Annotated in this window: 18 protein-coding genes, 1 tRNA gene and 1 pseudogene; 13 read left to right on the forward strand and 7 right to left on the reverse strand. The window is 62.4% G+C overall.

The annotated features are described in order from the left end of the window. The first annotated feature begins 16 nt into the window (after positions 1 to 16). The 6 genes from sucD (at position 17) to LOKVESSMR4R_RS13995 (ending at position 7,787) form a co-directional block, all read left to right on the forward strand. On the forward strand, positions 17 to 898 hold the full coding sequence (gene sucD, locus LOKVESSMR4R_RS13970; protein WP_087209525.1) for a succinate--CoA ligase subunit alpha: 882 nt from the start codon (positions 17 to 19) through the stop codon (positions 896 to 898). A gap of 77 nt (positions 899 to 975) precedes the next feature. Continuing rightward, positions 976 to 3,939 (forward strand): 2-oxoglutarate dehydrogenase E1 component, encoded by a 2,964-nt coding sequence (locus LOKVESSMR4R_RS13975; RefSeq protein ID WP_087209527.1) that lies wholly within the window; start codon positions 976 to 978, stop codon positions 3,937 to 3,939. Next, positions 3,936 to 5,153 carry a 2-oxoglutarate dehydrogenase complex dihydrolipoyllysine-residue succinyltransferase gene (gene odhB / locus LOKVESSMR4R_RS13980; RefSeq protein WP_087209530.1) on the forward strand — a complete coding sequence of 406 codons (1,218 nt, stop codon included), beginning with the start codon at positions 3,936 to 3,938 and terminating at the stop codon, positions 5,151 to 5,153. Before LOKVESSMR4R_RS13975 ends, odhB begins: the two co-directional genes overlap by 4 nt. A 95-nt stretch (positions 5,154 to 5,248) precedes the next feature. Beyond that, a complete protein-coding gene (locus tag LOKVESSMR4R_RS13985) occupies positions 5,249 to 5,659 on the forward strand; it encodes an MAPEG family protein (protein WP_087209535.1) in 411 nt (136 codons plus the stop codon). Between the two features lie 16 nt (positions 5,660 to 5,675). Then, positions 5,676 to 7,064 (forward strand): dihydrolipoyl dehydrogenase, encoded by a 1,389-nt coding sequence (lpdA, locus tag LOKVESSMR4R_RS13990; RefSeq protein WP_087209538.1) that lies wholly within the window; start codon positions 5,676 to 5,678, stop codon positions 7,062 to 7,064. A 279-nt stretch (positions 7,065 to 7,343) separates the two neighbouring features. Then, on the forward strand, positions 7,344 to 7,787 hold the full coding sequence (locus LOKVESSMR4R_RS13995; RefSeq protein WP_087209541.1) for a DUF533 domain-containing protein: 444 nt from the start codon (positions 7,344 to 7,346) through the stop codon (positions 7,785 to 7,787). On the opposite strand, the gene LOKVESSMR4R_RS14000 is transcribed toward LOKVESSMR4R_RS13995, so the two are convergent. Together LOKVESSMR4R_RS14000 and LOKVESSMR4R_RS14005 are read right to left on the reverse strand one after the other, a co-directional pair. Then, a complete protein-coding gene (locus LOKVESSMR4R_RS14000; RefSeq protein WP_087209544.1) occupies positions 7,784 to 8,434 on the reverse strand; it encodes a GntR family transcriptional regulator in 651 nt (216 codons plus the stop codon). The genes LOKVESSMR4R_RS13995 and LOKVESSMR4R_RS14000 overlap by 4 nt on opposite strands. Positions 8,435 to 8,465: 31 nt before the next feature. Continuing rightward, the gene (locus LOKVESSMR4R_RS14005; protein WP_204248782.1) at positions 8,466 to 9,149 is read right to left on the reverse strand and encodes a M48 family metallopeptidase; all 684 of its coding nucleotides are present in this window, start codon (positions 9,147 to 9,149) and stop codon (positions 8,466 to 8,468) included. Between the two features lie 110 nt (positions 9,150 to 9,259). Here LOKVESSMR4R_RS14005 and LOKVESSMR4R_RS14010 point away from each other — a divergent pair, with 110 nt between their 5' ends. Then, on the forward strand, positions 9,260 to 9,586 hold the full coding sequence (locus LOKVESSMR4R_RS14010) for a TIGR02300 family protein (RefSeq protein WP_087209551.1): 327 nt from the start codon (positions 9,260 to 9,262) through the stop codon (positions 9,584 to 9,586). An 81-nt stretch (positions 9,587 to 9,667) separates the two neighbouring features. After that, positions 9,668 to 9,743, forward strand: a tRNA-Ala gene (locus LOKVESSMR4R_RS14015). A gap of 117 nt (positions 9,744 to 9,860) precedes the next feature. On the opposite strand, the gene LOKVESSMR4R_RS14020 is transcribed toward LOKVESSMR4R_RS14015, so the two are convergent. The 3 genes and pseudogenes from LOKVESSMR4R_RS14020 to LOKVESSMR4R_RS14030 form a co-directional block, all read right to left on the reverse strand. Next, on the reverse strand, positions 9,861 to 10,742 hold the full coding sequence (locus tag LOKVESSMR4R_RS14020) for a bile acid:sodium symporter family protein (protein ID WP_087209555.1): 882 nt from the start codon (positions 10,740 to 10,742) through the stop codon (positions 9,861 to 9,863). Between the two features lie 30 nt (positions 10,743 to 10,772). Beyond that, positions 10,773 to 12,421 (reverse strand): annotated as a pseudogene (locus LOKVESSMR4R_RS20765) (AMP-binding protein). A 140-nt stretch (positions 12,422 to 12,561) separates the two neighbouring features. After that, positions 12,562 to 13,479 carry a hydrogen peroxide-inducible genes activator gene (locus LOKVESSMR4R_RS14030; RefSeq protein ID WP_087209558.1) on the reverse strand — a complete coding sequence of 306 codons (918 nt, stop codon included), beginning with the start codon at positions 13,477 to 13,479 and terminating at the stop codon, positions 12,562 to 12,564. A 138-nt stretch (positions 13,480 to 13,617) separates the two neighbouring features. Here LOKVESSMR4R_RS14030 and katG point away from each other — a divergent pair, with 138 nt between their 5' ends. Both katG and LOKVESSMR4R_RS14040 read left to right on the forward strand, forming a co-directional pair. Further along, entirely contained in the window at positions 13,618 to 15,819 is a 2,202-nt protein-coding gene (katG, locus tag LOKVESSMR4R_RS14035) for a catalase/peroxidase HPI (protein WP_087209562.1), read from the forward strand. A gap of 72 nt (positions 15,820 to 15,891) precedes the next feature. After that, complete coding sequence (locus LOKVESSMR4R_RS14040; RefSeq protein WP_087209565.1) at positions 15,892 to 16,932, forward strand: flavin monoamine oxidase family protein; 1,041 nt, start codon at positions 15,892 to 15,894, stop codon at positions 16,930 to 16,932. Here LOKVESSMR4R_RS14040 and LOKVESSMR4R_RS14045 read toward each other — a convergent pair whose 3' ends face one another. Together LOKVESSMR4R_RS14045 and LOKVESSMR4R_RS14050 are read right to left on the reverse strand one after the other, a co-directional pair. After that, the gene (locus tag LOKVESSMR4R_RS14045) at positions 16,933 to 20,052 is read right to left on the reverse strand and encodes an efflux RND transporter permease subunit (RefSeq protein ID WP_087209569.1); all 3,120 of its coding nucleotides are present in this window, start codon (positions 20,050 to 20,052) and stop codon (positions 16,933 to 16,935) included. Next, positions 20,049 to 21,194 carry an efflux RND transporter periplasmic adaptor subunit gene (locus LOKVESSMR4R_RS14050; protein ID WP_087209572.1) on the reverse strand — a complete coding sequence of 382 codons (1,146 nt, stop codon included), beginning with the start codon at positions 21,192 to 21,194 and terminating at the stop codon, positions 20,049 to 20,051. Before LOKVESSMR4R_RS14050 ends, LOKVESSMR4R_RS14045 begins: the two co-directional genes overlap by 4 nt. Before the next feature lie 208 nt (positions 21,195 to 21,402). On the opposite strand from LOKVESSMR4R_RS14050, the gene LOKVESSMR4R_RS14055 reads away from it, so the two are divergent. From LOKVESSMR4R_RS14055 to LOKVESSMR4R_RS14065, 3 genes are read left to right on the forward strand one after another with little or no spacing between them, the layout of a single operon-like run. Beyond that, positions 21,403 to 22,152: a 5-oxoprolinase subunit B family protein gene (locus tag LOKVESSMR4R_RS14055; RefSeq protein ID WP_257790133.1), complete on the forward strand. Its 750-nt coding sequence runs from the start codon at positions 21,403 to 21,405 to the stop codon at positions 22,150 to 22,152. Beyond that, positions 22,152 to 23,189, forward strand: coding sequence for a biotin-dependent carboxyltransferase family protein (locus tag LOKVESSMR4R_RS14060; RefSeq protein ID WP_087209575.1), 1,038 nt, complete (start codon positions 22,152 to 22,154; stop codon positions 23,187 to 23,189). Before LOKVESSMR4R_RS14055 ends, LOKVESSMR4R_RS14060 begins: the two co-directional genes overlap by 1 nt. Then, the gene (locus LOKVESSMR4R_RS14065; RefSeq protein WP_087209578.1) at positions 23,173 to 23,931 is read left to right on the forward strand and encodes a LamB/YcsF family protein; all 759 of its coding nucleotides are present in this window, start codon (positions 23,173 to 23,175) and stop codon (positions 23,929 to 23,931) included. The genes LOKVESSMR4R_RS14060 and LOKVESSMR4R_RS14065 overlap by 17 nt, the downstream gene beginning before the upstream one ends. Positions 23,932 to 23,935: the final 4 nt, after the last annotated feature.

Here is a 23,935-nt window from a genome sequence, read left to right on the forward strand (position 1 = left end):
CCAAGGAGCCACCAACATGGCCATTCTCGTCAACGAAAACACCCGCGTGATCTGCCAGGGCCTGACCGGCTCGCAGGGCACGTTCCATTCCGAACAAGCCATCGCCTATGGTACCAAGATGGTCGGCGGCGTCACCCCCGGCAAGGGCGGCAGCACGCATCTGGACCTGCCGGTCTTTGACTCGGTCCACGAGGCCCGCCATGTCACCGATGCGAATGCCTCGGTCATCTATGTGCCGCCACCCTTCGCCGCTGATTCGATCCTGGAAGCCATCGACGCCGAGATGGAATTGATCATCTGCATCACCGAAGGCATCCCCGTGCTGGATATGATGCGCGTCAAGCGCGCGCTGGAAGGGTCCAAATCCCGCCTGATCGGGCCAAACTGCCCCGGTGTCATCACGCCCGACGCCTGCAAGATCGGCATCATGCCGGGCCATATCCACCGGCGCGGGTCGGTCGGGGTTGTGTCGCGCTCTGGCACGCTGACCTATGAGGCTGTCAAACAGACCTCGGACAGCGGTCTGGGCCAGTCCACCGCCGTGGGTATCGGCGGCGATCCCATCAAAGGGTCCGAGCATATTGATATTCTCGAAATGTTTTTGGCCGATGATGAAACCCATTCGATCATCATGATCGGCGAAATCGGCGGCTCTGCCGAAGAAGAAGCCGCGCAATTCCTGGCCGACGAACGCAAGAAAGGCCGCTGGAAACCCACCGCCGGTTTCATCGCGGGCCGCACAGCGCCTCCGGGCCGTCGCATGGGCCATGCCGGTGCGATTGTTGCGGGCGGCAAAGGCGACGCCGAAAGCAAGATCGAGGCGATGAAATCCGCAGGGATCATCGTGGCCGACAGCCCCGCCACATTGGGCGAGGCTGTACTGAAGGCAATCGGGTAACGCGGGGTTCACCCCGACACCCACCTTGCGGCGGGGGCAATCCCCCGCCGGATGACATTCAACAAAGGTCCCCTGTCATGAACGACCATTCCCCTAACGACCTGTTCCACGCTTCCAGCTTTTTGCAGGGGCATAATGCAGGTTATGTCGAACAGCTTTACGCGCGCTATGCCGACAATCCGGGGGCGGTCGATGAAAGCTGGCAGGCCTTTTTCCGCAGCCTTGGCGACACCCCCGCCGATGCGCAGGCAGAGGCCGCAGGCCCATCTTGGGCGCGCCGCGACTGGCCGCCGGTGCCCAATGACGACCTGACCGCCGCCTTGGATGGCCAATGGCCCGCCGAACCCGGTGCCGCCGCTGACAAGATCAAGGCGAAAGCGGCCGAAAAAGGCGTCGGCCTGTCCGAGGCGCAGGTCCGCAATGCGGTGCTCGATTCGCTCCGCGCGCTGATGATCATCCGCGCCTATCGCATCCGTGGCCATCTGATCGCCGATCTGGACCCGCTGGGCATGCGCGAAACCGTGCCACACCCGGAACTGGACCCTGCGAATTACGGCTTTACCGCCAAGGATATGGACCGTCCGATTTTCATCGACAATGTGCTGGGCCTTGAAGTCGCCACCATGGCCGAGATCATGGCCATCGTGCAGCGCACCTATTGCGGCACTTTCGCGCTGCAATATATGCATATTTCCAACCCCGAAGAGGCGGGCTGGCTGAAAGAACGTATCGAAGGCTACGGCAAGGAAATCAGCTTTACCCGCGAAGGGCGCAAGGCGATCCTGAACAGCCTTGTGCAGGCCGAAGGCTTTGAGAAATTCCTGCATGTCAAATATATGGGGACCAAGCGTTTCGGCCTTGATGGCGGCGAAAGCCTGATCCCCGCGATGGAACAGATCATCAAGCGCGGCGGCCAGCTGGGGCTAGAGGATATCGTGATCGGCATGCCGCATCGGGGCCGTTTGTCGGTGCTGGCCAATGTGATGCAGAAACCTTACCGCGCGATTTTCAACGAATTTCAGGGCGGATCGTTCAAGCCCGAGGATGTCGATGGATCGGGTGATGTGAAATACCACCTTGGCGCATCCAACGACCGCAGCTTTGACGACAATATTGTGCATTTGTCGCTGACCGCCAACCCCAGCCATTTGGAGGCGGTGAACCCCGTCGTTCTGGGCAAGGTCCGCGCCAAGCAGGACCAGAAGCACGACACCGACAAGACCAAGGTCATGGCGATCCTGCTGCATGGCGATGCGGCCTTTGCGGGCCAAGGCGTCGTTGCCGAAGGGTTCGGCCTGTCCGGTCTGCGCGGTCACCGCACCGGCGGCACGATGCATATCGTGGTCAACAACCAGATCGGTTTCACCACCGCCCCGCATTTTTCACGGTCCAGCCCCTATCCCACCGATATCGCGCTGATGGTCGAAGCCCCGATCTTCCACGTCAACGGCGACGATCCCGAGGCTGTGGTCCACGCCGCCCGTGTCGCGACCGAATTCCGCCAGAAATTCCACAAGGATGTGGTGCTGGACATCATCTGCTACCGCCGCTTTGGTCACAACGAAGGCGATGAGCCGATGTTCACCAACCCGGTCATGTACACAAAGATCAAGAAACAGAAGACCACGCTGACGCTTTATACCGAACGCTTGGTCAAGGACGGCCTGATCCCCGAAGGCGAGATCGAGGATATGAAAGCCGCGTTTCAGGCCCATCTGAACGAGGAATTCGAGGCGGGCAAAAATTTCAAACCGAACAAGGCCGATTGGCTGGACGGGCGCTGGTCGCATCTCGACCGGATGAAGGAAAAGAAATACCAGCGCGGCAAGACCGCCATTTCAGATGGCGACTTTAGCGCCATCGGCAGGGCGCTGACCACCGTGCCGGATAATTTCCCGACGCATAAGACCATCGACCGCCTGCGCGACGCCAAGGCGCAGATGTTCGAAAACGGCACCGGTATCGACTGGGCCACGGGCGAGGCGCTGGCGTTTGGGTCTTTGCTGCTTGAAGGTTTCCCCGTGCGCCTGTCCGGTCAGGACAGCACGCGCGGCACGTTCAGCCAGCGGCATTCGGCCTTTATCAATCAGGAAAACGAAGACCGCTATTACCCGCTGAACAACATCCGTGACGGTCAGGCCCGTTACGAGGTCATCGATTCGATGCTGTCGGAATATGCGGTGCTGGGCTTCGAATATGGCTATTCGCTGGCCGAACCCAATGCGCTGACCCTGTGGGAAGCCCAGTTCGGCGATTTCGCCAATGGCGCGCAGATCATGTTTGACCAGTTCATTTCCTCGGGCGAAAGCAAATGGTTGCGCATGTCCGGCCTCGTCTGCCTGCTGCCGCATGGCTATGAAGGCCAAGGGCCGGAACATTCCAGCGCGCGTCTGGAACGGTTCCTGACCATGTGCGGCGGCGACAATTGGATCGTGGCCAATTGCACCACGCCGGCCAATTATTTCCACCTGCTGCGCCGCCAGCTGCACCGCACCTATCGCAAGCCGCTGATCCTGATGACGCCGAAATCCTTGCTGCGCCACAAGCTGGCCGTGTCCAAGAAAGAGGAATTCACGACAGGGTCCAGTTTCCACCGCGTGCTGTGGGATGATGCGCAATATGGCAATTCCGACACCACGCTGGTGGCCGATGCCAAGATCAAGCGCGTGGTGATGTGTTCGGGCAAGGTCTATTATGACCTGCTGGAAGAACGCGATGCGCGCGGGATCGACGATGTCTATATCCTGCGGTTTGAACAATTCTATCCCTTCCCCGCACAATCCGCGATGAAGGAATTGGAACGGTTCCAGAATGCGGAAATGGTCTGGTGTCAGGAAGAGCCCAAGAATCAGGGCGCATGGGCCTTTATGGAACCCAACCTTGAATGGGTGCTGACCCGGATCAAGGCGAAACATACCCGCCCGGCCTATGCCGGACGCGCCGCCGCCGCCAGCCCTGCGACCGGCCTCGCAAGTAAGCACAAAGCAGAACAAGAAGCGCTGGTTGACGACGCGCTGACCATCAAAGGAACAAAGAAATGAGCACCGAAGTCCGCGTCCCCACGCTTGGTGAATCCGTGACCGAGGCCACGGTCGCCACATGGTTCAAGAAACCCGGCGATACCGTCGCCGTCGATGAAATGCTGTGCGAGCTGGAAACCGACAAGGTCACCGTCGAAGTGCCCAGCCCCGTTGCCGGTACGCTGTCGGAAATCGTCGCCGCCGAAGGTGAAACCGTGGGCGTCGATGCTTTGCTGGCGCAGGTCACCGAAGGTGACGCCGCCCCCGCCCCCGCGAAAGCAGCGCCCAAGGCAGCCCCTGCCCCCGATGCAGCCGCAGCGCAGACAGAGGCTGGCCCCGAAGAACCCAAATTGCGCGATCCCGAAGATGCTCCATCGGCCAAGAAGCTGATGGCCGACGCCGGCCTGTCCGACGTCAAGGGCACCGGCAAAGATGGCCGCGTGATGAAAGAGGATGTGCTGAAGGCGCTGACCGCGAAATCCGACGCCCCCGCGCCCGCCGCCGCCCCCCGCGCGCCGGTTGCCGCCAGCGACGAGGCCCGCGAAGAACGCGTCAAGATGACCCGCCTGCGCCAGACCATCGCCAAGCGGTTGAAAGACAGTCAGAACACCGCCGCCATGCTGACCACCTATAACGAGGTCGATATGACCGAGGTGATGGCGCTGCGCGACGCCTATAAGGATCTCTTCGTCAAGAAACATGGCGTGAAACTGGGCTTCATGTCGTTCTTCACCAAGGCCTGTATCCACGCCCTGCATGAAGTCCCCGAGGTCAACGCCGAAATCGACGGCACCGACGTGGTCTATAAAAACTATGTCCATATGGGCATCGCCGCGGGCACACCCACAGGTCTTGTGGTGCCGGTGATCCGCGACGCCGACCAGATGTCATTCGCCGGTATCGAAAAGGCGATCGCCGAAATGGGCGCCAAGGCCCGCGACGGCAAGCTGTCGATGGCCGAGATGCAGGGCGGCACTTTCACCATCTCCAACGGTGGGGTCTATGGCTCGCTGATGTCCTCGCCCATCCTGAACCCCCCGCAATCGGGTATTCTGGGCATGCATAAGATCCAGGACCGCCCCATGGCGATCAACGGTCAGGTCGTGATCCGCCCGATGATGTATCTGGCTTTGTCCTATGACCACCGGATCGTGGACGGCAAAGGCGCTGTGACCTTCCTTGTGCGCGTGAAAGAAGCGCTCGAAGATCCCCGCCGCTTGTTGATGGATCTGTAAACGGTAAGGCGGGGTCAACCCCGCCCTACGGCGCAACCAGAACCGCCCCCGTAGGTCGGGGTTTACCCCGACCACCCCAAACAAGGCTCTGCATCATGACCCCCGAACTGACCGTCCTTGCCCTTGCGGGCCTGTTGCAAGGGGTGCAATTCGTCCTGATGTCGGTGCCTGCCAATCTGGAACTCGGCCCGGGCAAGACAGCGGGGCCGCGTGACCCCGGCCGCCTTGGCAAGCCGCTGATCGAACAGGTCAGCCCCAAGACGGGCCGCCTGTTCCGGGCGCTGAATAACCATTTTGAAGGTTTGATCCTGTTCACACTCGCCGTGGTCGTCGTTACGCTGGGCGACAAGGCGACAGGGCTGTCCGCCGCCTGCGCCTGGGTCTACCTTGGCGCGCGGGTGCTATATATCCCTGCCTATTACTTCGGCCTGACGCCCTGGCGTTCGGTGATCTGGATGTTTGGCTTTGCGGCCACCATGCTGATGATCATCTCGGCCCTGATCTGAATCTGAAGGAGTTTCCATGTCCAGCTATGATGTCATCTTTATCGGCTCCGGCCCCGGCGGCTATGTCGGCGCGATCCGCGCGGCGCAACTGGGCCTCAAGGTGGCCTGCGTCGAAGGCCGCGCCACATTGGGCGGCACCTGCCTGAACGTCGGCTGCATCCCGTCCAAGGCGCTGCTGCATGCAACCCATATGCTGCACGAGGCGGAACATAATTTCGCGGGCATGGGGTTGAAGGGCAAGGCCCCGTCGGTCGACTGGAAACAGATGCTGACCTACAAGGACGACACGATCGGCCAGAACACCGGCGGCATCGAATTCCTGTTCAAGAAGAACAAGATCGACTGGATCAAGGGCTGGGCCTCTATCCCCGAGGCGGGCAAGGTCAAGGTCGGCGAGGATCTGCATGAGGCGAAGAATATCGTCATCGCCACAGGGTCGCAGTCGGCCAGCCTGCCGGGTGTCGAGGTCGACGAAAAGATCGTCGTCACATCGACCGGCGCGCTGGAACTGGGCAAGATCCCCAAGACGATGGTCGTGATCGGCGCGGGCGTCATCGGGCTGGAACTGGGGTCGGTCTTTGCCCGCCTTGGCGCGGATGTGAATGTGATCGAATATCTCGACGCAATCACGCCGGGCATGGATGCCGAGGTTGCCCGCCAGTTCCAGAAAGTGCTGACCAAACAGGGGCTGAAATTCACCCTTGGCGCGGCTGTGCAGGGTGTGACCGTCAAAGGCGGCAAGGCCACCGTGTCCTATAAGCTGCGCAAGGATGACAGCGCCCATGAAATGACCGCCGATACAGTGCTGGTGGCAACGGGCCGCAAACCCTATACCGATGGGCTGGGCCTCGCGGATCTGGGTGTGGAACTGACCGAGCGTGGCCAGATCAAGACCAATGCCAGCTTTGCGACCAATGTCGCGGGGATCTATGCCATCGGTGACACGATCACCGGCCCCATGCTGGCCCATAAGGCCGAGGATGAAGGCATGGCCGTCGCCGAAATCCTTGCAGGCCAGCATGGCCATGTGAATTACGGCGTGATCCCCGGCGTGATCTATACCCATCCCGAGGTCGCCAATGTCGGCGAAACCGAGGAATCGCTGAAAGCGGCCGGGCGCGCCTATAAGGTCGGCAAATTCCCCTTCATGGGCAATGCGCGGGCCAAGGCGAACCATTCCGCCGATGGTTTCGTGAAAATCCTTGCCGACAAGGAAACCGACCGGATCCTTGGCGCGCATATCATCGGCCCGATGGCGGGTGATCTGATCCACGAAATCTGCGTCGCGATGGAATTCGGCGCCGCAGCCGAGGATCTGGCCCGCACCTGCCACGCCCACCCGACCTATTCCGAGGCCGTGCGCGAAGCGGCCCTTGCCTGCGGCGACGGCGCGATCCACGCCTGATCGGCATGCTGCGGCGGTGGTCCCGGTGGGCCATCGCCACAGCCCGCGCGGCACAAAGCCCGCATCCCGGACCCTATCCACCATATCGGCGCCACAATCACCCGTTAACCAGAGGGTCACTTTATGTGACAAGGCTGGAATGACAGATGAAGCCGGTGATCCTTGCGATAGGCTGCGGATGATGCAGGCGATATCAGCGCGCGTGACCACCGCGCGCGGCACCAGCTCTTGCACGGATTTCGCCCTTGCACCACCGCTCGCCAGGCCGCGGGTCCGGTCATGATCCGGCGCATCGCAGCGCAGCTTGGCTTGCCTGCAGCCGCCCGCCTGCGCAAGACAGCGGCGGTGCGCATATTATCGGCCATGTGCCATGTCAGCAAATGCGACGGCATCATCGCCCCGGCCGAGGTCGCGCTGATCAGCGACACGATCCAGCGGCTGACGGGACGCAGCTTTGCACCGGACGAAATCATGCAGCTGGCCGATCAAACCCGCCTGCAGCTGACCCCCCAGGATTACGCCGCCTTCGGAACCGGTCTGCGCAAGGACGAAAAAGCCGTGATGATGCATGGCGTACTGGCGATCGCGATAGCCAGCGGGCGGATCTTTCCCGCCGAATATGCCTTTGTCACGGCGCTTGCCCAAGGGCTTGGCTTGCAAGGCGCAGATGTCCGCCGCCTGCTGGGCCTTGCCATCGCGGATATGAATACGCGCGGCGCCTAGCCTTTGAGCATCCGCAACCCCTGCGTCACATCCGTGCGGATCGCCAGACGCAGCCCCGGTTCGTCCCCGGCCTTGAGCGCGCCCAGGATCAGCTTGTGATGATAGGGCGGTTCCTTGCGGTTCAGCCGGCCATAAAGCGCGCGCATCGTCGGCCCCAGCTGCAACCAGACCGTTTCGGTCATCGCCAGCATCGCGGGGGCCTGCGCGCGCAGATACAACATCCGGTGGAATTCCAGGTTCATGCGGATATAGCCTGTCGCATCATGGCGGGCGACCATCTGGCTGACGCCTTGGTTGATCGCCTCCAGCCGGTCGATCAGCGCGAAATGGGCGCGGGGCAAGGCGCGCGATGCCAGTTCCGGCTCCAGCATGGCGCGCAGCGTCGCCAGCTCTTCGATCCGCTCGTTGGACAGGGCCGGCGTGGACACGCGCCCCGACGAGGACAAGAACAACGCGCCTTCCGCCACCAGGCGGCGCACGGCCTCACGCGCGGGGGTCATGGACACGCCATAGGTCTTGCCGATCCCGCGCAGCGTCAGCGCGGCACCGGGCGCCAATTCGCCATGCATGATCTGGGTGCGCAAGGCGCGGTAAACCCGTTCATGCGCAGAGGTGGTTGAATCGACAGGGCGGGGCTGGATCAGCATGGGAAATATGTGATCACATAAACCGCGCCCGTCAATCGTCGAAACGCAGGCGATGCAGGCTTTCACCGTGATCGCGCAGCCATTGCCGGTGCAATGCATAATCGGGGCATAGCCCTGCGACCAGGTCCCAGAAAGCGGGCGCATGGTTCATCTCGCGCAGATGCGCCACCTCATGCGCGGCGACATAATCCAGCACGACAGGCGGGGCCATGATCAGCCGCCATGAATACATCAACACCCCTTTGCTGGAACAAGACCCCCAACGCGACCGCGTATCCCTGATCGACAGCTTGTCGTAACTGACCCCCAGCGTGGCGGCATGCCGGTCCGACGCCGCGGCCAGCGCATCGCGCGCCAGCGCCCGCAGACGGGCGCGGATCGGTGCCGCAGCGGGGCGGGACGGCGGCACCTCGATCCGGTCATCCAGAAACCGCACGCGCGGCCCCGCCACCACAGGCAAGGCCCTGCCCTGCACCGGCACCGATGATCCGATGCTGACAGGCTCTGCCGGACCGATCCGGCCCAGATGGCCGCGCAGCCAATCTTCCTTGTCATGCAGAAAGGCCAGCCCATCGCGGTCCGGCAAGCCCAGCGGCATGGTCAGCGTCACCCGCCCGTCCAGCCGCGACACCCGCAAAGACAGCCGCCGCGCCTGTGCCGATTTGCGCAATGTCACGTCAATCGGGGGGTTGCCATGCAACGTGTGACGGCCCATATCCAGCTTTCTGTAAATGCCTGCGCCAAAGCCTTTGACACCTGTCAATGCTTATGGCAGTTGGCAGCGATCCCCCGCAAGGGGCGACCAAGTTTTTGAAGGGATAGCCTATGCCTAAGGAAGAATGGGGCACAAAGCGCCTTTGCCCCGAAACCGGCAAACGCTTTTACGACCTGAACGCGACACCGATCATCAGCCCCTACACGGGCAAAGAGGTGACGATCGACACATCCAAGACCCGCACCATGGTCGCGGATGCCGAAGATCTGCAATCCAAAAAAGCCCGCGACGTCGATGATGAAGACGATCTGATCCTCGACGACGAGGAAGAAGATGATGTCGATCTGGGCGATGACGTGCTCGAAGACGATGACGACGAAGACACCGTTTCCTTCGACGATCTGGGCGATGTCGCGGCCAAAACCGACGACGATTAAAAGCTGAACCCCGGGCGCGATTAGCACTTGATCTCGCCCGGTCTGCTGCCTAAACAGCGGCACGCAACGCAGGTTGCAAATGGGGCCATAGCTCAGATGGGAGAGCGCTTGCATGGCATGCAAGAGGTCAGGGGTTCGATTCCCCTTGGCTCCACCAAATTCCACATGAAAACGCGATATGCACAGGGGCGGCCACCACCGGTCCCTGCCTGATCCTGCATCTTCCGAGCCTAAATATCCCCGCCGGAGGCCCTAAATCTTTTTGGGGCCAGCCTCACAACAACCCGTTCGGCAAGGGCTGTTCGGCTGCCGTGTTGATCCGCCGGAACCACAGCGTCAGCGCGGCAGAGCTCATCACGATAAACAATGAATAGAGCACCGGAACGGCCATGACCGCCTGCGCCTCGGCCCCGCTGAAGGTGAAGGCGATGATCGCAATGGCCAGCGGGCCGTTCTGGATTCCGGTTTCCAGCGCCACCGTGCGGGCATTGCGCGGATGCAGGCGCAACAGCTTTGCAAAGCCATAGCCGATGGCAAAGCCAAACAGCCCCAGCATGATCGAGGCGAAATAAGTGCCCCAAGTCGTCGCCAGCAGAAATTCCCAATTGCGCGGAATCCACGATACGATCAGGAACAGGATGAAGAACAGCGCCAGCAGCGACCCGAAAAACTCGGTCACCGCGCCGACATTGGCGCTGACCTTGCGCAAGACCATCCCGATGGCGACCGGCACCAGCAGCAGGATCAGCGTCACGATGATGTTCTCGCGCGGGATATCCAGATCAAGCGCACCGGCATAGACCAGCAGAACAACGGGAATCAGGATCACGCCAAAAACCGTCGATGTCACGGTCATCAGCACCGATAGCGCAAGATTGCCCTTGGAAAAATAGGCAAAGATATTCGACGTGGTCCCGCCCGGCATGCAGGCCATGATCAGGATGCCGATCTTGATCGTATCCGACACCGGCAAGGTCGTCGCCAGCACAAAGCCGATCAGCGGCATGAAACCGAATTGCGCGATCACGCCGACCGCCAACCCATAGGGCCGCTTGAGCGCCAGCGCAAAATCTCGCGGGGTCAGTGACGCGCCCATCCCCAGCATGATCACGAAAATCATCAGCGCCAGAATGGCCTGTTCGAGTGGTCCGACCATGTTACAACTTTCCTTTCAACGCGATCCGCATCACGCGGCCTGCGCCTGTTCCTGGGCGCGCAAATCCTTGCGCAGGATTTTTCCGACGTTGGATTTCGGCAATTCGTCGCGGAATTCCACGAATTTGGGCACTTTATAGCCGGTCAGATGGTCTTTGCAGTAGCTGCGCAGATCGTCCTTGCTAAGGCTTTCGTCGCGGGCCACGACATAGGCTTTCACCGCCTCGCCCGCCGCCCCGTCGGCCACGCCGATCACGGCGACCTCGACCACATCGGGATGGGCTGCGATCACATCCTCGATCTCATTGGGATAGACGTTGAAACCGGACACAAGGATCATGTCTTTCTTGCGATCCACGATGCGGAAATAGCCATCGGCATCCATCACCCCGACATCGCCGGTCAAAAGCCAGCCATTCTGGATCGTTTTCGCGGTCTCTTCGGGTTTGCGCCAATAGCCCAGCATGATCTGCGGCCCTTTGGCGATGACCTCGCCGGGCTGGCCTTGGGGCACATCGGCCCCGTCATCATCGACACAGCGCACATCCGTGGACGGGATCGGCACGCCGATACTGCCATGCCGGACCTGCCCGAAGGGGTTGAAGGTCAGCACCGGCGAGGATTCGGTCAGCCCGTAGCCTTCCAGCACCGGCTTGCCGGTCACCTGTTCCCAGCGTTCGGCCACCGATTTCTGCAAGGCCATCCCCCCGCCGAGGCGAATTTCAGATGTTTGGGCGGCGTGTCCAGAAACCAGATTTCATTGTTCAGCCCGTTGAACAGGGTGTTCACCCCGCTCATCCAGGTGATCTTGTAATTCTCAAAGGCGCGTTTGAGGTTCGACAAGGGGCGCGGGTTCGGGATCAGGATGTTGCGCGCCCCGATGGAATAGAACCCCAGAAAATTCACGGTAAAGGCAAAGATATGATAAAGCGGCAGCGCCGTCAGCGCGACTTCCTTGCCCTTGTCCAGATTGGTGATCAGCGACATGGTCTGCGCCATATTCATCAAGATATTGGCATGCGACAGCATCGCGCCCTTGGACACGCCGGTCGTGCCGCCGGTATATTGCAGACAGGCGACATCATCAGGGCGGATCGTGCTGCGGTAAGCGCCGACCGCATTGTGCAGGCTGTCATGCTTGGCACGTCCCGCCGCAATGGCATCGGGCAGGCGGATATGCGGAATCGTGACCGGATGCACCGATTTATCCCAATGTTTCTGCACCAGCCCGACGATCATCTTGGGCAGGCGCGGCAGGTATTCGGCAACGCGGGTGACGATCACATGCTCGATCGGATAGGTTTTCACGGCCTCGGCCAGCTTGTCGGCGAACATATCCACCACGATGACAGCGGCGGGTTCGGCATCGGTGAATTGCTTGGCCATTTCATCAGCCGTGTAAAGCGGGTTGACGTTGACCAGCACGCAGCCCGCCTTGAACACGGCCATCGCCGCCACCGGATAGGACAGGCAATTGGGCACCTGCACCGCCACCCTTTCCCCCGCCTGCAAGCCTGCGACATCGCGCAGATAAACCGCAAGCGCATCGGACATTTCGTCAGCCTGCCTAAATGTCAGCGTGCCGTTCATGCCGTTCGGCAGCACCGTGGTGAATGCGGGCAGGTCGCCATAGATCGCCGCGGTTGCGCTGATGAAATCGCCAAGGCTCTGGTGGGGCATATCGTCAATCGAATTTGGAACGGACGGGCCATAAAAGGCCATCCACGGACGGTCATGTGCCAAAGTGCTTCCTCCCAAAAGCGTTTGGAAGACCGTAGCCGGATTGACGGCTTTGTGAAGCCAGAGTTTACAAGGGGACGTTACGTCGCGACAGGCGCAGGCACTTGGGTCAGCGGCATTGCTGTCTGGCGCACCACATCGCCCAGCTGGCGGAATTGCGCGGCCATCGGATTGGTCTTACGCCAGATCATACCCACCCGGCGCGCCGGTTGCGGGTCTGCAAAGCGGCTGATGCTGACACGGGCAGAGCGGGTTTCCACCGCCACCGCCATCTGCGGGATCAGCGTCACACCGATCCCCGCCCCCACCATCTGCACCAGCGTTGACAGCGAACTGCCGTCCAACCCGTCGCGGGCCATCGCCGATTGCAGATTGCAAAACGACAGCGCCTGATCGCGGAAGCAATGGCCCTCTTCCAGCAGCAACAGCCGCAGGTGGCGCAGATCGGACGGCTGCGGCACTGGCGCTGCACCGTCCTTTTCGGACCTGACCAACAGCAGGTTTTCATCGAAGAGGGCCAGTTCTTCCAGCCCCGGCTCGACCACCGGAAGTGCGACAATCGCCGTATCAATCTGCCCGTCATGCAATTCCTCGATCAGCCGCTGGGTCACGGTTTCGCGCACATGCACGTCCAGATCAGGAAAGCTCTGGCCCAGCGCGCCAATCAATCCGGGCAAAAGATAAGGCGCGATGGTCGGGATCACCCCGATCCGCAACCGCCCCGCCAGCCCCGATTGCGCAGCCCGCGCCATATCGCCCAATTCATCGACCGCTTGCAGGATATCGCGCACCCGCTGCGCCCAATCTGCGCCAAAGGCGGTCAGCCGCACCTGCCGCGCGCCGCGTTCGAACAAGGCAGTGCCAAGCGTGCTTTCCAGCTCTTTGATCTGCACCGACAGGGCGGGCTGTGAAATGGCGCAGGCATCCGCCGCACGCCCGAAATGACCGTGGCGGGCCAAAGCCTCGAAATAGCGCAGTTGTTTGAGCGTGATATTCATAACCTGAAGTTATCGAAACTATTAAAAATTGCAACTTAAACAAATGAGGAAGATATGTTAGAAAGATTCTAAGCGCGCGTGCCGGGCAGCCGGCAGCGCCGCCATCACACTTTGCCACAAGCAATCGGAGAGAGAATCATGGACGGAAATGATGTTGGAAAATGCCCAGTCATGCACGGGGTCGGTCTGAACACCACCACCGGCACACGCGGCAACCGCGACTGGTGGCCTAACCAGTTGAACCTGCGCATCCTGCACCAGAACGCGCCCGAGATCGACCCGATGGGTGCTGATTTCAACTATGCCGAAGAATTCAAAAAGCTCGATTTGCAGGCGCTCAAGCAAGACCTGACCGCGCTGATGACCGACAGCCAGGATTGGTGGCCCGCCGATTACGGCCATTACGGCCCGTTCTTTGTGCGCATGGCATGGCACAGCGCCGGCACCTATCGCACCGCTGACGGGCGCGGCGGGTCCCGGTCCGGCACCCAGCGTTTCGCACCGCTGAACAGCTGGCCCGATAACGCCAACCTCGACAAGGCGCGCCGCTTGCTCTGGCCGCTCAAGCAGAAATACGGCAACCAGATTTCCTGGGCTGATCTGATGATCCTTGCGGGCAATGTCGCGATGGAATCGATGGGCTTCAAGACTTTCGGTTTCGGCGGCGGCCGTGCCGATATCTGGGAACCCGAGGAAGACATCTATTGGGGCACAGAAGATACTTGGCTGGGCGACACCCGCTACAAAGGCGACCGCGAGCTGGAAAACCCACTGGCTGCCGTGCAGATGGGCCTGATCTACGTCAACCCCGAAGGCCCGAACGGCAACCCTGATCCGCTGGCCTCCGCCCGCGACATCCGCGAAACATTCGCGCGGATGGCGATGAATGACGAAGAAACCGTGGCCTTGGTCGCCGGTGGCCACACATTCGGCAAATCGCATGGTGCAGGTGACGCGGCTCTTGTCGGTCCCGAGCCAGAAGGCGCGCCGATCCACCAGATGGGCTTTGGCTGGAAGAACGGCCATGGCAGCGGCAAGGGCGTGCATACCACGACCAGCGGCATCGAAGGTGCCTGGACCCCCACGCCCACAACCTGGGACATGAGCTATTTTGACACTTTGTTGGGCAATGAATGGGAACTGACCAAAAGCCCCGCCGGCGCAACCCAGTGGCGCCCCGCCAAAGGGGCCATGTCGGATGCGGTTCTTGACGCGCATGACCCCGCCCAGCGTCATGCCCCGATGATGACCACCGCCGATATGGCGCTGAAGCTGGACCCGACATATGCGCGGATTTCCAAGCATTACCACGAAAACCCCGAGATCTTCGCCGATGCCTATGCCCGTGCATGGTTCAAGCTGACCCACCGCGACATGGGGCCAAAGGCGCTGTATCTGGGCAATGAAGTCCCCGCCGAAGACCTGATCTGGCAGGACCCGATCCCCGCCGTGGATCATGACCTGATCGACAGTGCCGATGTGACAGCGGTGAAGGCGCAGATCATGGCGACAGGTCTGTCGGTGCAGGAATTGGTGCGCACGGCCTGGGCCTCGGCCTCGACCTTCCGTGGCTCTGACAACCGGGGCGGTGCCAATGGCGCGCGCATCCGTCTGGCCCCGCAAAAGGACTGGACCGTCAACGAACCAGCAGAATTGTCCAAGGTGTTGGCCGCATTGGAAGGCGTGCAAAGCGCGTTCAACGCAGCCCAGACCGGCAACAAGCGCGTATCGCTGGCCGATCTGATCGTGCTGGGTGGCTCTGCCGCGATCGAAGCAGCCGCAAAGGCCGCCGGTCACGACGTGTCGGTGCCTTTCACACCTGGCCGGACCGATGCAACAGCCGAACAGACCGATGCCGAAAGCTTTGAAGTGATGGAACCGATTGCCGATGGTTTCCGCAACTACCTCAAGCCCGGCCTGTCGGTGGCTGCCGAAAAGCTGCTGGTGGATCGCGCGCAATTGCTGGGCCTGTCGGCACCGGAAATGACCGCGCTGGTCGGTGGTCTGCGCGTTCTGGGGGCAAACTATGGCAACACCAGCCACGGTGTGCTGACCGATGCGCCCGGCACGCTGACGAACGACTTTTTCGTCAACCTGACTGATCCGTCCTATGATTGGGCCCCGGTCGCAGGTGACGAAAATGCGTTCGAAGGCCGTGATCGGGCGACCGGCACCGTCAAATGGACCGGCACCCGCGTCGATCTGGTGTTCGGCTCGAACTCGCAGCTGCGCGCCATCGCCGAGGTTTATGCCCAGAACGATCAGGCCGACCGCTTTGTCGGGCGTTTCGTGCAGGCCTGGACCAAGGTCATGGAACTGGATCGTTTCGATCTGAAATAAGCAAGACAGGGCGCAGCGGGTTTTCCGGCTGCGCCCCTTTTTCGCGGCCATTGCACGGCAAGGGGGCCGCTGATGAAAACCTCAACCCTGATCATTGGTGGTGGCCTGACCGGCCTTTCCCTTGCTTACCGCTTGCAGATGGCGGGGCAGGATTTTCTGCTGGTCGAAGCGCGCGACCGGTTTGGCGGGCGGATCGCATCGCTGTATGTGGATGGCGAAGGCTTTGATCTCGGCCCGTCCTGGGTCTGGCCGGGGCAGGCGCGGATCGCGGCCCTTTGCGACCATCTGGGCCTGGCTTTATTTGCCCAACATGCCCAAGGTGTGCAGCTTTACGAACATCCCGACGGACAAATCATCCGCGACCAAGGCTTCATGTCGATGGCCGGATCGCTGCGGATCACGGGCGGCACCGGCGCACTGGTGGCGGCGCTTGTTGCGCGGCTGGACCCTGCGCGGCTGCTGATTGATGCGCCTGTGCAACAGGTATCCGACAGCGGCGCCAGTTTGCAGGACGGGCGCGCCATCAGCGCCGACCGGGTGGTGATCGCCATCCCGCCACGGCTGGCCGCTGGCTTGGCCTATACCCAAGCGCTGCCTGCGGATGCGCTGCGGGCATTGGCGGGCGTGCCGGTCTGGATGGGGGCGCATGCCAAATGCGTCGCGGTCTATGACACCCCGTTCTGGCGCGCTGCCGGTCTGTCCGGCGATGCGGCCAGCAGGCGCGGCCCTTTGGCGGAAATCCATGATGCCAGCCCCGCGCGGGGGCCGCTGGGGGCCTTGTTCGGCTTTGTCGGTGTGCCTGCGGATCTGCGCGCCCAGACCGATCTGCGCGCCCCGGTGATCGCGCAACTGGTCCATCTGTTCGGGCCGCAGGCCGCGTCGCCGCGCGCGCTGCAGATCATGGATTGGTCGCGCGAGGCCTTTACCGCCACCCCTGCCGATGCCAGCCCGCCGCCGGGGCATCCGGCCTATCTGCTGCCCGCTGCCTTGCGGCAGGTCGCGGATCACCGGATCATCTTTGCCTGCGCGGAACTGACCACCGACAATGGCGGCCTGATCGAAGGTGCGCTGGCCGCCGCCGAACGGGCGGCCCGTCTTATTCTGCCGGGCTGATCATTCCGCCGGGGCCAGTGCCGCGTTCGGCACATGCCGTTTCGCGCGCTTTTCACCCAGCATCAGCATCGCAGGCGTGACCAGCAAGGTCAGCACCGTGGCAAAGACCAGCCCGCCCGCGATGGCGCTGGACAATTCTGTCCACCATTGCGTCGATGGCGCGCCATAGACAATTTCACGCGTGAAAAAATTGATGTTCAGGCCGATCACCATGGGCATCAACCCCAGCGCCGTCGTCACCGAGGTCAGCACCACGGGCCGCAGACGTTGCGCCCCGGTGCGCAAAGCGGCCTCGAGCGAGGAAAGCCCCTGCGCGCGCAAGGCGTTGAACGTGTCGATCAGCACGATGTTGTTGTTCACCACGATCCCCGCCAGCGCGATCACGCCAATCCCGCCCATGACCACGCCAAAGGGGCGGCCCGTGATCATCAGCCCCAAAAGCACGCCCGCGACCGAAAAGACAATCGCCGACATCACGACAAAGGCCTGCCAGAAACTGTTGAATTGCGTCAGCAGGATCAGGAACATCAGCCCGATGGCCGACAGGAAAGCCCCGATCAGAAAGGTCATGGATTCGGCCTGATCCTCGGCCTCGCCACCGAATTTGATGGTCACGCTATCGGGCAGATCAAGCGCGTCAAGCGCCGCTTGCAGCGCCAATGTCTGGTCATTCGCCAGCACGCCGGGGGCCACGTCGGCGGATATCGTCAGCACGCGCGCCTGATCAATGCGCGTGATCACACCGGACCGCGGGGCCGGATTGAACGACACGAAATTGGAAATCGGCACCAGACCGACAGAGGTCGGCACGCGCAAAGCCTCTAGTTCTTCGAGCGTGCGGCTATCGGCGGGAAAGCGCACGGCGATATCCACCTCGCCATCACCGTCATCGGGGCGATAGGTCGCGACATTGATCCCGCGCGTCAGCAATTGCACCGCTTGGCCCAGCAAAGCGACATCCGCGCCACTGCGCGCAGCCTCGGAGCGGTCGACGCTGATCTGCCATTCAACGCCGGGGCTGGGGCGCGAATCGATCACATCGATGAACCCGCCCAGCCGGTCCATTTCCGCCAGAACCGCCGCAACCGCAGTGGTCTGGTCGGCGTCATTGGGGCTGAAAATCTCCAGGTTGACGGGTTTGCCGCCGCCGGGACCCGCAGCACTGGTCTGGACCTGCACCTCGATTCCGGGGATTTCGGCCATTTCGGCGCGGATATCCTCGGCAATCAATGCGACGGGGCGGCGCGTGTCCCAATCCGTCATTTCAAGCTGCAACGTCCCAATCACATCGCCGCCTTCGCGCGATTCGCCAGAGCGGGCATAGATGCTGGCCACCTCGCCATAGCGCGACAGCCGCGTTTCCACCGCGCGGACCAGCGCGTCTTGTTCGTAGACCGAGAAATTATCCTTGGCCAAAATCTCGACCTGGGCATAATCGGGTTCGACATCGGGAAAGAAGGTCAGCCCATTGCCGAAATGGCCATAAGCCACGAAAGACCCGACCAGCGCGATCATCGCCAGCGACAGCGTCGTCCATGGCCGCAAGATCGACCATTCCAGCACCCGGATATAGCCGCCCATGAACCCGGTCATCTGGCGCGGATCACCCTTTTCGGCGGCATAGAGCTGCGCCTTGGCACGGGCGGTCTGGCCTTGGCGCTTGCCGATCATGCCGCCGACCACGGGGATGAAGATCAACGCCATGAAAAGCGATGCCGATAGCGTCACGATCACCGTGATGGGCAGGAATTTCATGAATTCGCCCACAACCCCCGACCAGAACAGCAGCGGAAAGAACACGCAAAGCGTGGTCGCGGTCGAGGCGATGATCGGCCAGGCCATGCGCTTGGCCGCGCGGGCATAGGCGGTTTTCGGACTGTCGCCTTCATGCAGATATCGATCCGCCAGTTCCACGGTGACGATGGCCCCGTCCACCAGCATGCCCACGACCAGGATCAATGAGAACAGCACGACGATATTCATCGTCAGCCCCATGAAATACAAGACCGCAACACCCGTCAGAAAGGCGCCGGGAATGGCCAGCCCGACCAGCAGCGACGACCGCAGCCCCAGCGCATAGACGACAACGATCATCACCAGGATGATCGCCGCGATCACATTCGCCTCGAGATCAGAAAGCATGGTCTTGACGGTCTCGCTTTCGTCCAGCGTATAGCTGATTTCGACGGTCTCGGGCCAGCTGGCCTGCACACGGTCGATGACGGCACGCACATCATCCACCGTATCGATGATATTGGCCCCGGCGCGTTTCTTGATTTCCAGCGCCAGCGCGGGCTGTCCGTCGATGCGGGCAAAGCCCACCGGATCCTCGAAAGTGCGGCGGATCGTGGCCACATCGGCAAAGGTCACCACCGTCTGGCCGCGCGTGATGATGGGCAGATCCATCACATCCTGCGCATTCTCGATCAGCCCCGGCACCTTGAGAACGATGCGCCCAGCCTCGCTTTCGATGGCACCGGCGGCGATCAGCTGGTTGTTGCGCGTGATCGAGCCGATCAATTCGTCAAAGGACAGATTATAGGTCTCGAACACGGTGGGGTCGATCAACACCTCCAGCAATTCGTCGCGCTTGCCCGCCATATCCACCTCGAGCACGCCGCCCAGCGCCTCGATCTCGTCTTGCAGATTGTCGGCGATGGCGTTCAGCGTGCGTTCGGGCACCGGGCCGGACAGGATCACCGTCAGGATCGGAAACAGGGCGGTGTTAATCTCGGTCACGGTCAGCTGGACGCTGTCGGGCAGGTCGTTTTCGGCGCGGTCGGCGGCCTGGCGCACATCATCCAGCGCCTGCCCCGCGTCATAGCCCGGCTCGAATTCCAGCTGGACCGTTGCAAACCCTTCGCCAGCCTTGGCGGTCATCGTGCTGAGGCCCGTCAATGACGCGAATTCGGTTTCCATCGGGCGCACCAGCACGTCTTCGGAATCCTGCGGCGATATTCCGTCCATCGAGGTGGATACATAGACGACCGGGATCGTCACCTCGGGGTTGCTTTCCTTGGGGATGGCCAGATAGGCGAAAGCGCCCACCAGCAGCAGGAAGGCAAAGACCAGCGTGACGACCTTGCCACGCCCAAAGGCGGCGTCGATCAGCCCGTTCATGGCTGCACCAGGGCTGTCTGGTCCTGGCTTGGCGCGCGTGGTTCGACCGGATCGCCCTGATTGACGAAGCCTTGGCCCACGGTGATGATCCGTGCCTGTTCAGGCAAGCCCGCGATCCAGATGCCATCGGTCTGCGCGCGCACGATCTGCACTGTCGAAAACACCACGCGGTTATCGGCATCGACGGTCTTGATCCCCAATTCGCCATTCGTCCCCAGCGACAGAACCGCAGGCGACAGAAAATGCCCCCGCGCCTGACCAGTCGGAATGGCCACCCGCGCGCTGAGCCCCGCCGGCATCACGCTGTCGGGGTTATCAACCACAACCTCGACCCGGAAGGTGCGGGTCTGCTGGTCGGCATTGGCCCCGATAAAGGCAATGGTGCCGGCCTTTTCTTCGCCGGTGATAAAAGAGACCTGCGCCTCCTGACCGGTTTGCAGCCGTGACAGCGCCTGTTGCGGCACCTGCACAACCACTGTCAGCGGGTCATTATCCAGCACCTCGGCAATGATCATGCCGTTTTCGACGGATTCGCCGATATCGACCGTCAGATCATTCAGCCGCCCGGCAAAAGGGGCGGTCACGATTGTATTGTCCAGCTGGTCCTGCGCCGATGTGACACCAGCCTCGGCGGCGGCACGGGCCGCGCGCGCCTGTGACACCCGGTCTTCGGTCGCGGCACCGCGATCCTGCAAGGCCAGCGCATTGTCATAATCGCGCTGCGCCTGTGCCAGCTGCGTCTGCGCCTGCACCAGCTGGGCCTCGGCGATGCCCGCGTCGATACGGGCGATTTCCTGCCCTGCTTGCAGCAGATCACCGCGCGACGCCGCAACGCTGGCGATTTCGCCGTCAGCTTTGGCGCGCAGGGTGACGGCACGGTCGGGGATGGACTGGCCTTCGGCGGTCAGCACCAACGGCACATCCTGCGCAACCGAATCGATCACCGCGACACTGACGGCACGGTCGGGCGTCTCCGCGACAGCCCCATCCCCGGCACCGACCGAGGGGATGATCGCCCCGCTGCCCATCCAGCCGACCAGCACAATGGCCAATAGCCCTGCGATCCATTTCGACCGCGAAGCACCGGTGTCGGTGTCGAATTGCAATTGTCCCGTCTGATCGGGTGGGGTCGCGCCAGCCATCGGTTGTCCTTCTTGGTCTGCTCCGCATATAGTAACCGCCAAGCCGTTTATAAGTAGTGTTCACGGCCCAGCGTTACCAGATGCCGCAAAGCTGATACGCCAATGACACAACAACAAGGTGATGACCCGCCGCTTGGGCAGGCGCGGCTGTCTGGACATTGGCCCGCGCGGCATGGCTAACTTGACCCGGCAATCAAAGGAGCAACGCTTGCCCGACATCGCCTCTGGACATGGGAACAGCGACGCGGCCATTTCCCCCCTTGGCATGGATGGCGTTCTGGTGCGGTTCTCGCGGATGCTGTCGCCGCAGGCCAATGGCGCGGCGCATGGCTTTTGCGATGCGGTGATCGCGGCCGATCTGCCCGGCGTGACCGAGGTGGCCCCCTCGCTGACCTCTGTGCGGGTCGGTTTCGATATCACCAAGACCAATCGCGACAGCCTGACCCGCGCCTTGCGCGCCCTGCTGGCGGGGCTGCGCGACGCCGATCCCGCGCCCCGCCGCCTGTGGCGCATTCCGGTGGCTTTTGGCCCTTCCCATGCCCCGCAGCTGGCCGAGGCGGCGGCCCTTGCCGGGCTGACCCCGGATCAGGCGGTGGCCGAGATCACGGCCCAGCGCCTGCGCGTTCTGGCCATCGGTTTTGCCCCCGGCCAGCCCTATCTGGGGATGATGCCGCCGCATTGGGACATCCCGCGCCAATCCGAGCTGACGCCAAAGGTGCCGCGCGGCGCGCTGGTGACAGCAGTGCGCCAGCTGATCATCTTTGCTGCCGATACGCCCACCGGCTGGCGACAGATCGGCCAAAGCGCCTTTGCGGTCTGGCGTCCCGACAGTGACAGGCCCTTCGCGCTGGACCCCGGCGATGCGGTGCAATTTCACGCCGTGTCCGACGATACTTTGCGCGATCTGCAAGCCAATCCCAACAGCAACGGTGGCGCAACCTGCGAGGTTCTGCGCTAATGCCGGTGCTGCGCGTCCATAGTGCGGGTCCGGGTGTCACCGTACAGGACCTTGGCCGCCCCGGCTGGACCGCCCAAGGCCTGTCGCGCGGCGGGGCGGCCGACCGCCTGGCCTTGCTGGAAGCGGCGGCATTGCTGGATCAGGATGCCGGATTGGCGGTTCTGGAAATGGCGGGCTTTGGCGGGGTGTTCAGCACCGACAGGCCCATGCGCATCGCCCTGACCGGCGCGCAGATGCAGGCCAGCATTGACGGCGTGCCGGTGCCGCCCAATATCAGCCAGCTGTTGGCGGCGGGCGCGAAACTGACCATCGGCGGCGCGCGGGCGGGGGTTTACGGCTATCTGGCCTTTGCGGGCGGGATCGTGACCGCGCCTGTCATGGGCAGCCGTGCCACACATCTGACCGCCGGTCTGGGCCGCGTGCTGGCAGCGGGTGACAGCCTGCCCTTGGGCGAAGACCCAGCGCCGGATACGCCGCCCCGGCGACTGGATATTGCCGACAGATGCCATGGCGGGATCATCCGCCTGATGCCCGGCCCGCAGACCGATCTGTTCGACAAGGCGACGCTGGCGCGGTTCCTGTCCACACCCTTTCGCCGCGATCCGCGCGGCAACCGGCAGGGCGTGCGGCTGGACCATGACGGCGCACCTTTCGGCGCGGCAAGCGGGCTAAGCATCACATCGGACCTGATCGTGCCGGGTGATGTGCAATTGACCGGCGAGGGTGTGCCTTATGTGCTGCTGGCGGAATGCCAGACCATCGGGGGATATCCGCGCATCGGCACGGTTATCCCCGCCGATCTGGCGCGCGTGGCACAGACAGCCCCCGGCACAATGTTGCAATTCACCCTGCTGGATATCGCGCAGGCCGATGCGACCGCGCAATCCGATGCGGACCTGCTGCGCGGCCTGCGGCAGGCCTGCCGCCCCCTGATCCGCGATCCGCATGACATCGCAGATCTCTTGGGCTACCAACTGGTCAGCGGGGTGACCGCGGGCGACGATCTGGAACGGGACGGTGATGGCACTCAAGGTTGATCTGAACGCCGATATGGGCGAAAGTTTTGGCCCCTGGACGATGGGCGATGACGCGGCTTTGCTGGATATCGTGACCTCGGCCAATGTGGCTTGCGGGTTTCACGCGGGCGATCCCGATGTGATGGACCGGACCATGCGGCAGGCCATCGCGCGTGGCGTCGGACTGGGCGCGCATCCGGGTTTTGCCGATCTCAAAGGCTTTGGGCGGCGCAACCTGCCGATCCCCGCAGAGGAGGTCGCCAATGCCGTTGCCTATCAACTGGGTGCAGCACAGGCGATGGCGCGGCGTGCGGGCGGGCGGATCCGGCATCTCAAACTGCATGGGGCGCTGGCGAATATGGCCTCGGTCGATGCCGCCCTGGCGCGGACCTGTTATCAGGCAGCCCTCGACGTTGATCCCGATCTGGTGATCATGGTGCTGGCCGCGACCGCGCAGGAAAGTGCCGCGCGCGATCTGGGCTGTCATTGGGCGGGCGAGATTTTCGCCGACCGGGCCTATAACGCGGATGCCACGCTGGTCGATCGCCGCCTGCCCGGCGCCGTGCTGCATGATGCGGCAGCGGTTGGCCCGCGCATCCTTGCGATGTTGCAGGCGGGGGCGATCATTACGGAGAATGGCAAGCATCTGCCCTGCCGGATCGACACGATCTGCCTGCATGGCGACACCCCGGGCGCTGTTGCCATCGCGCGCGGCTTGCGCGATCACCTGACACAGGCAGGGATCACGCTTGCCACCTTTTGAAACG

The organism is Yoonia vestfoldensis (assembly GCF_002158905.1).
Taxonomy (GTDB): Bacteria; Pseudomonadota; Alphaproteobacteria; order Rhodobacterales; family Rhodobacteraceae; genus Yoonia; species Yoonia vestfoldensis_B.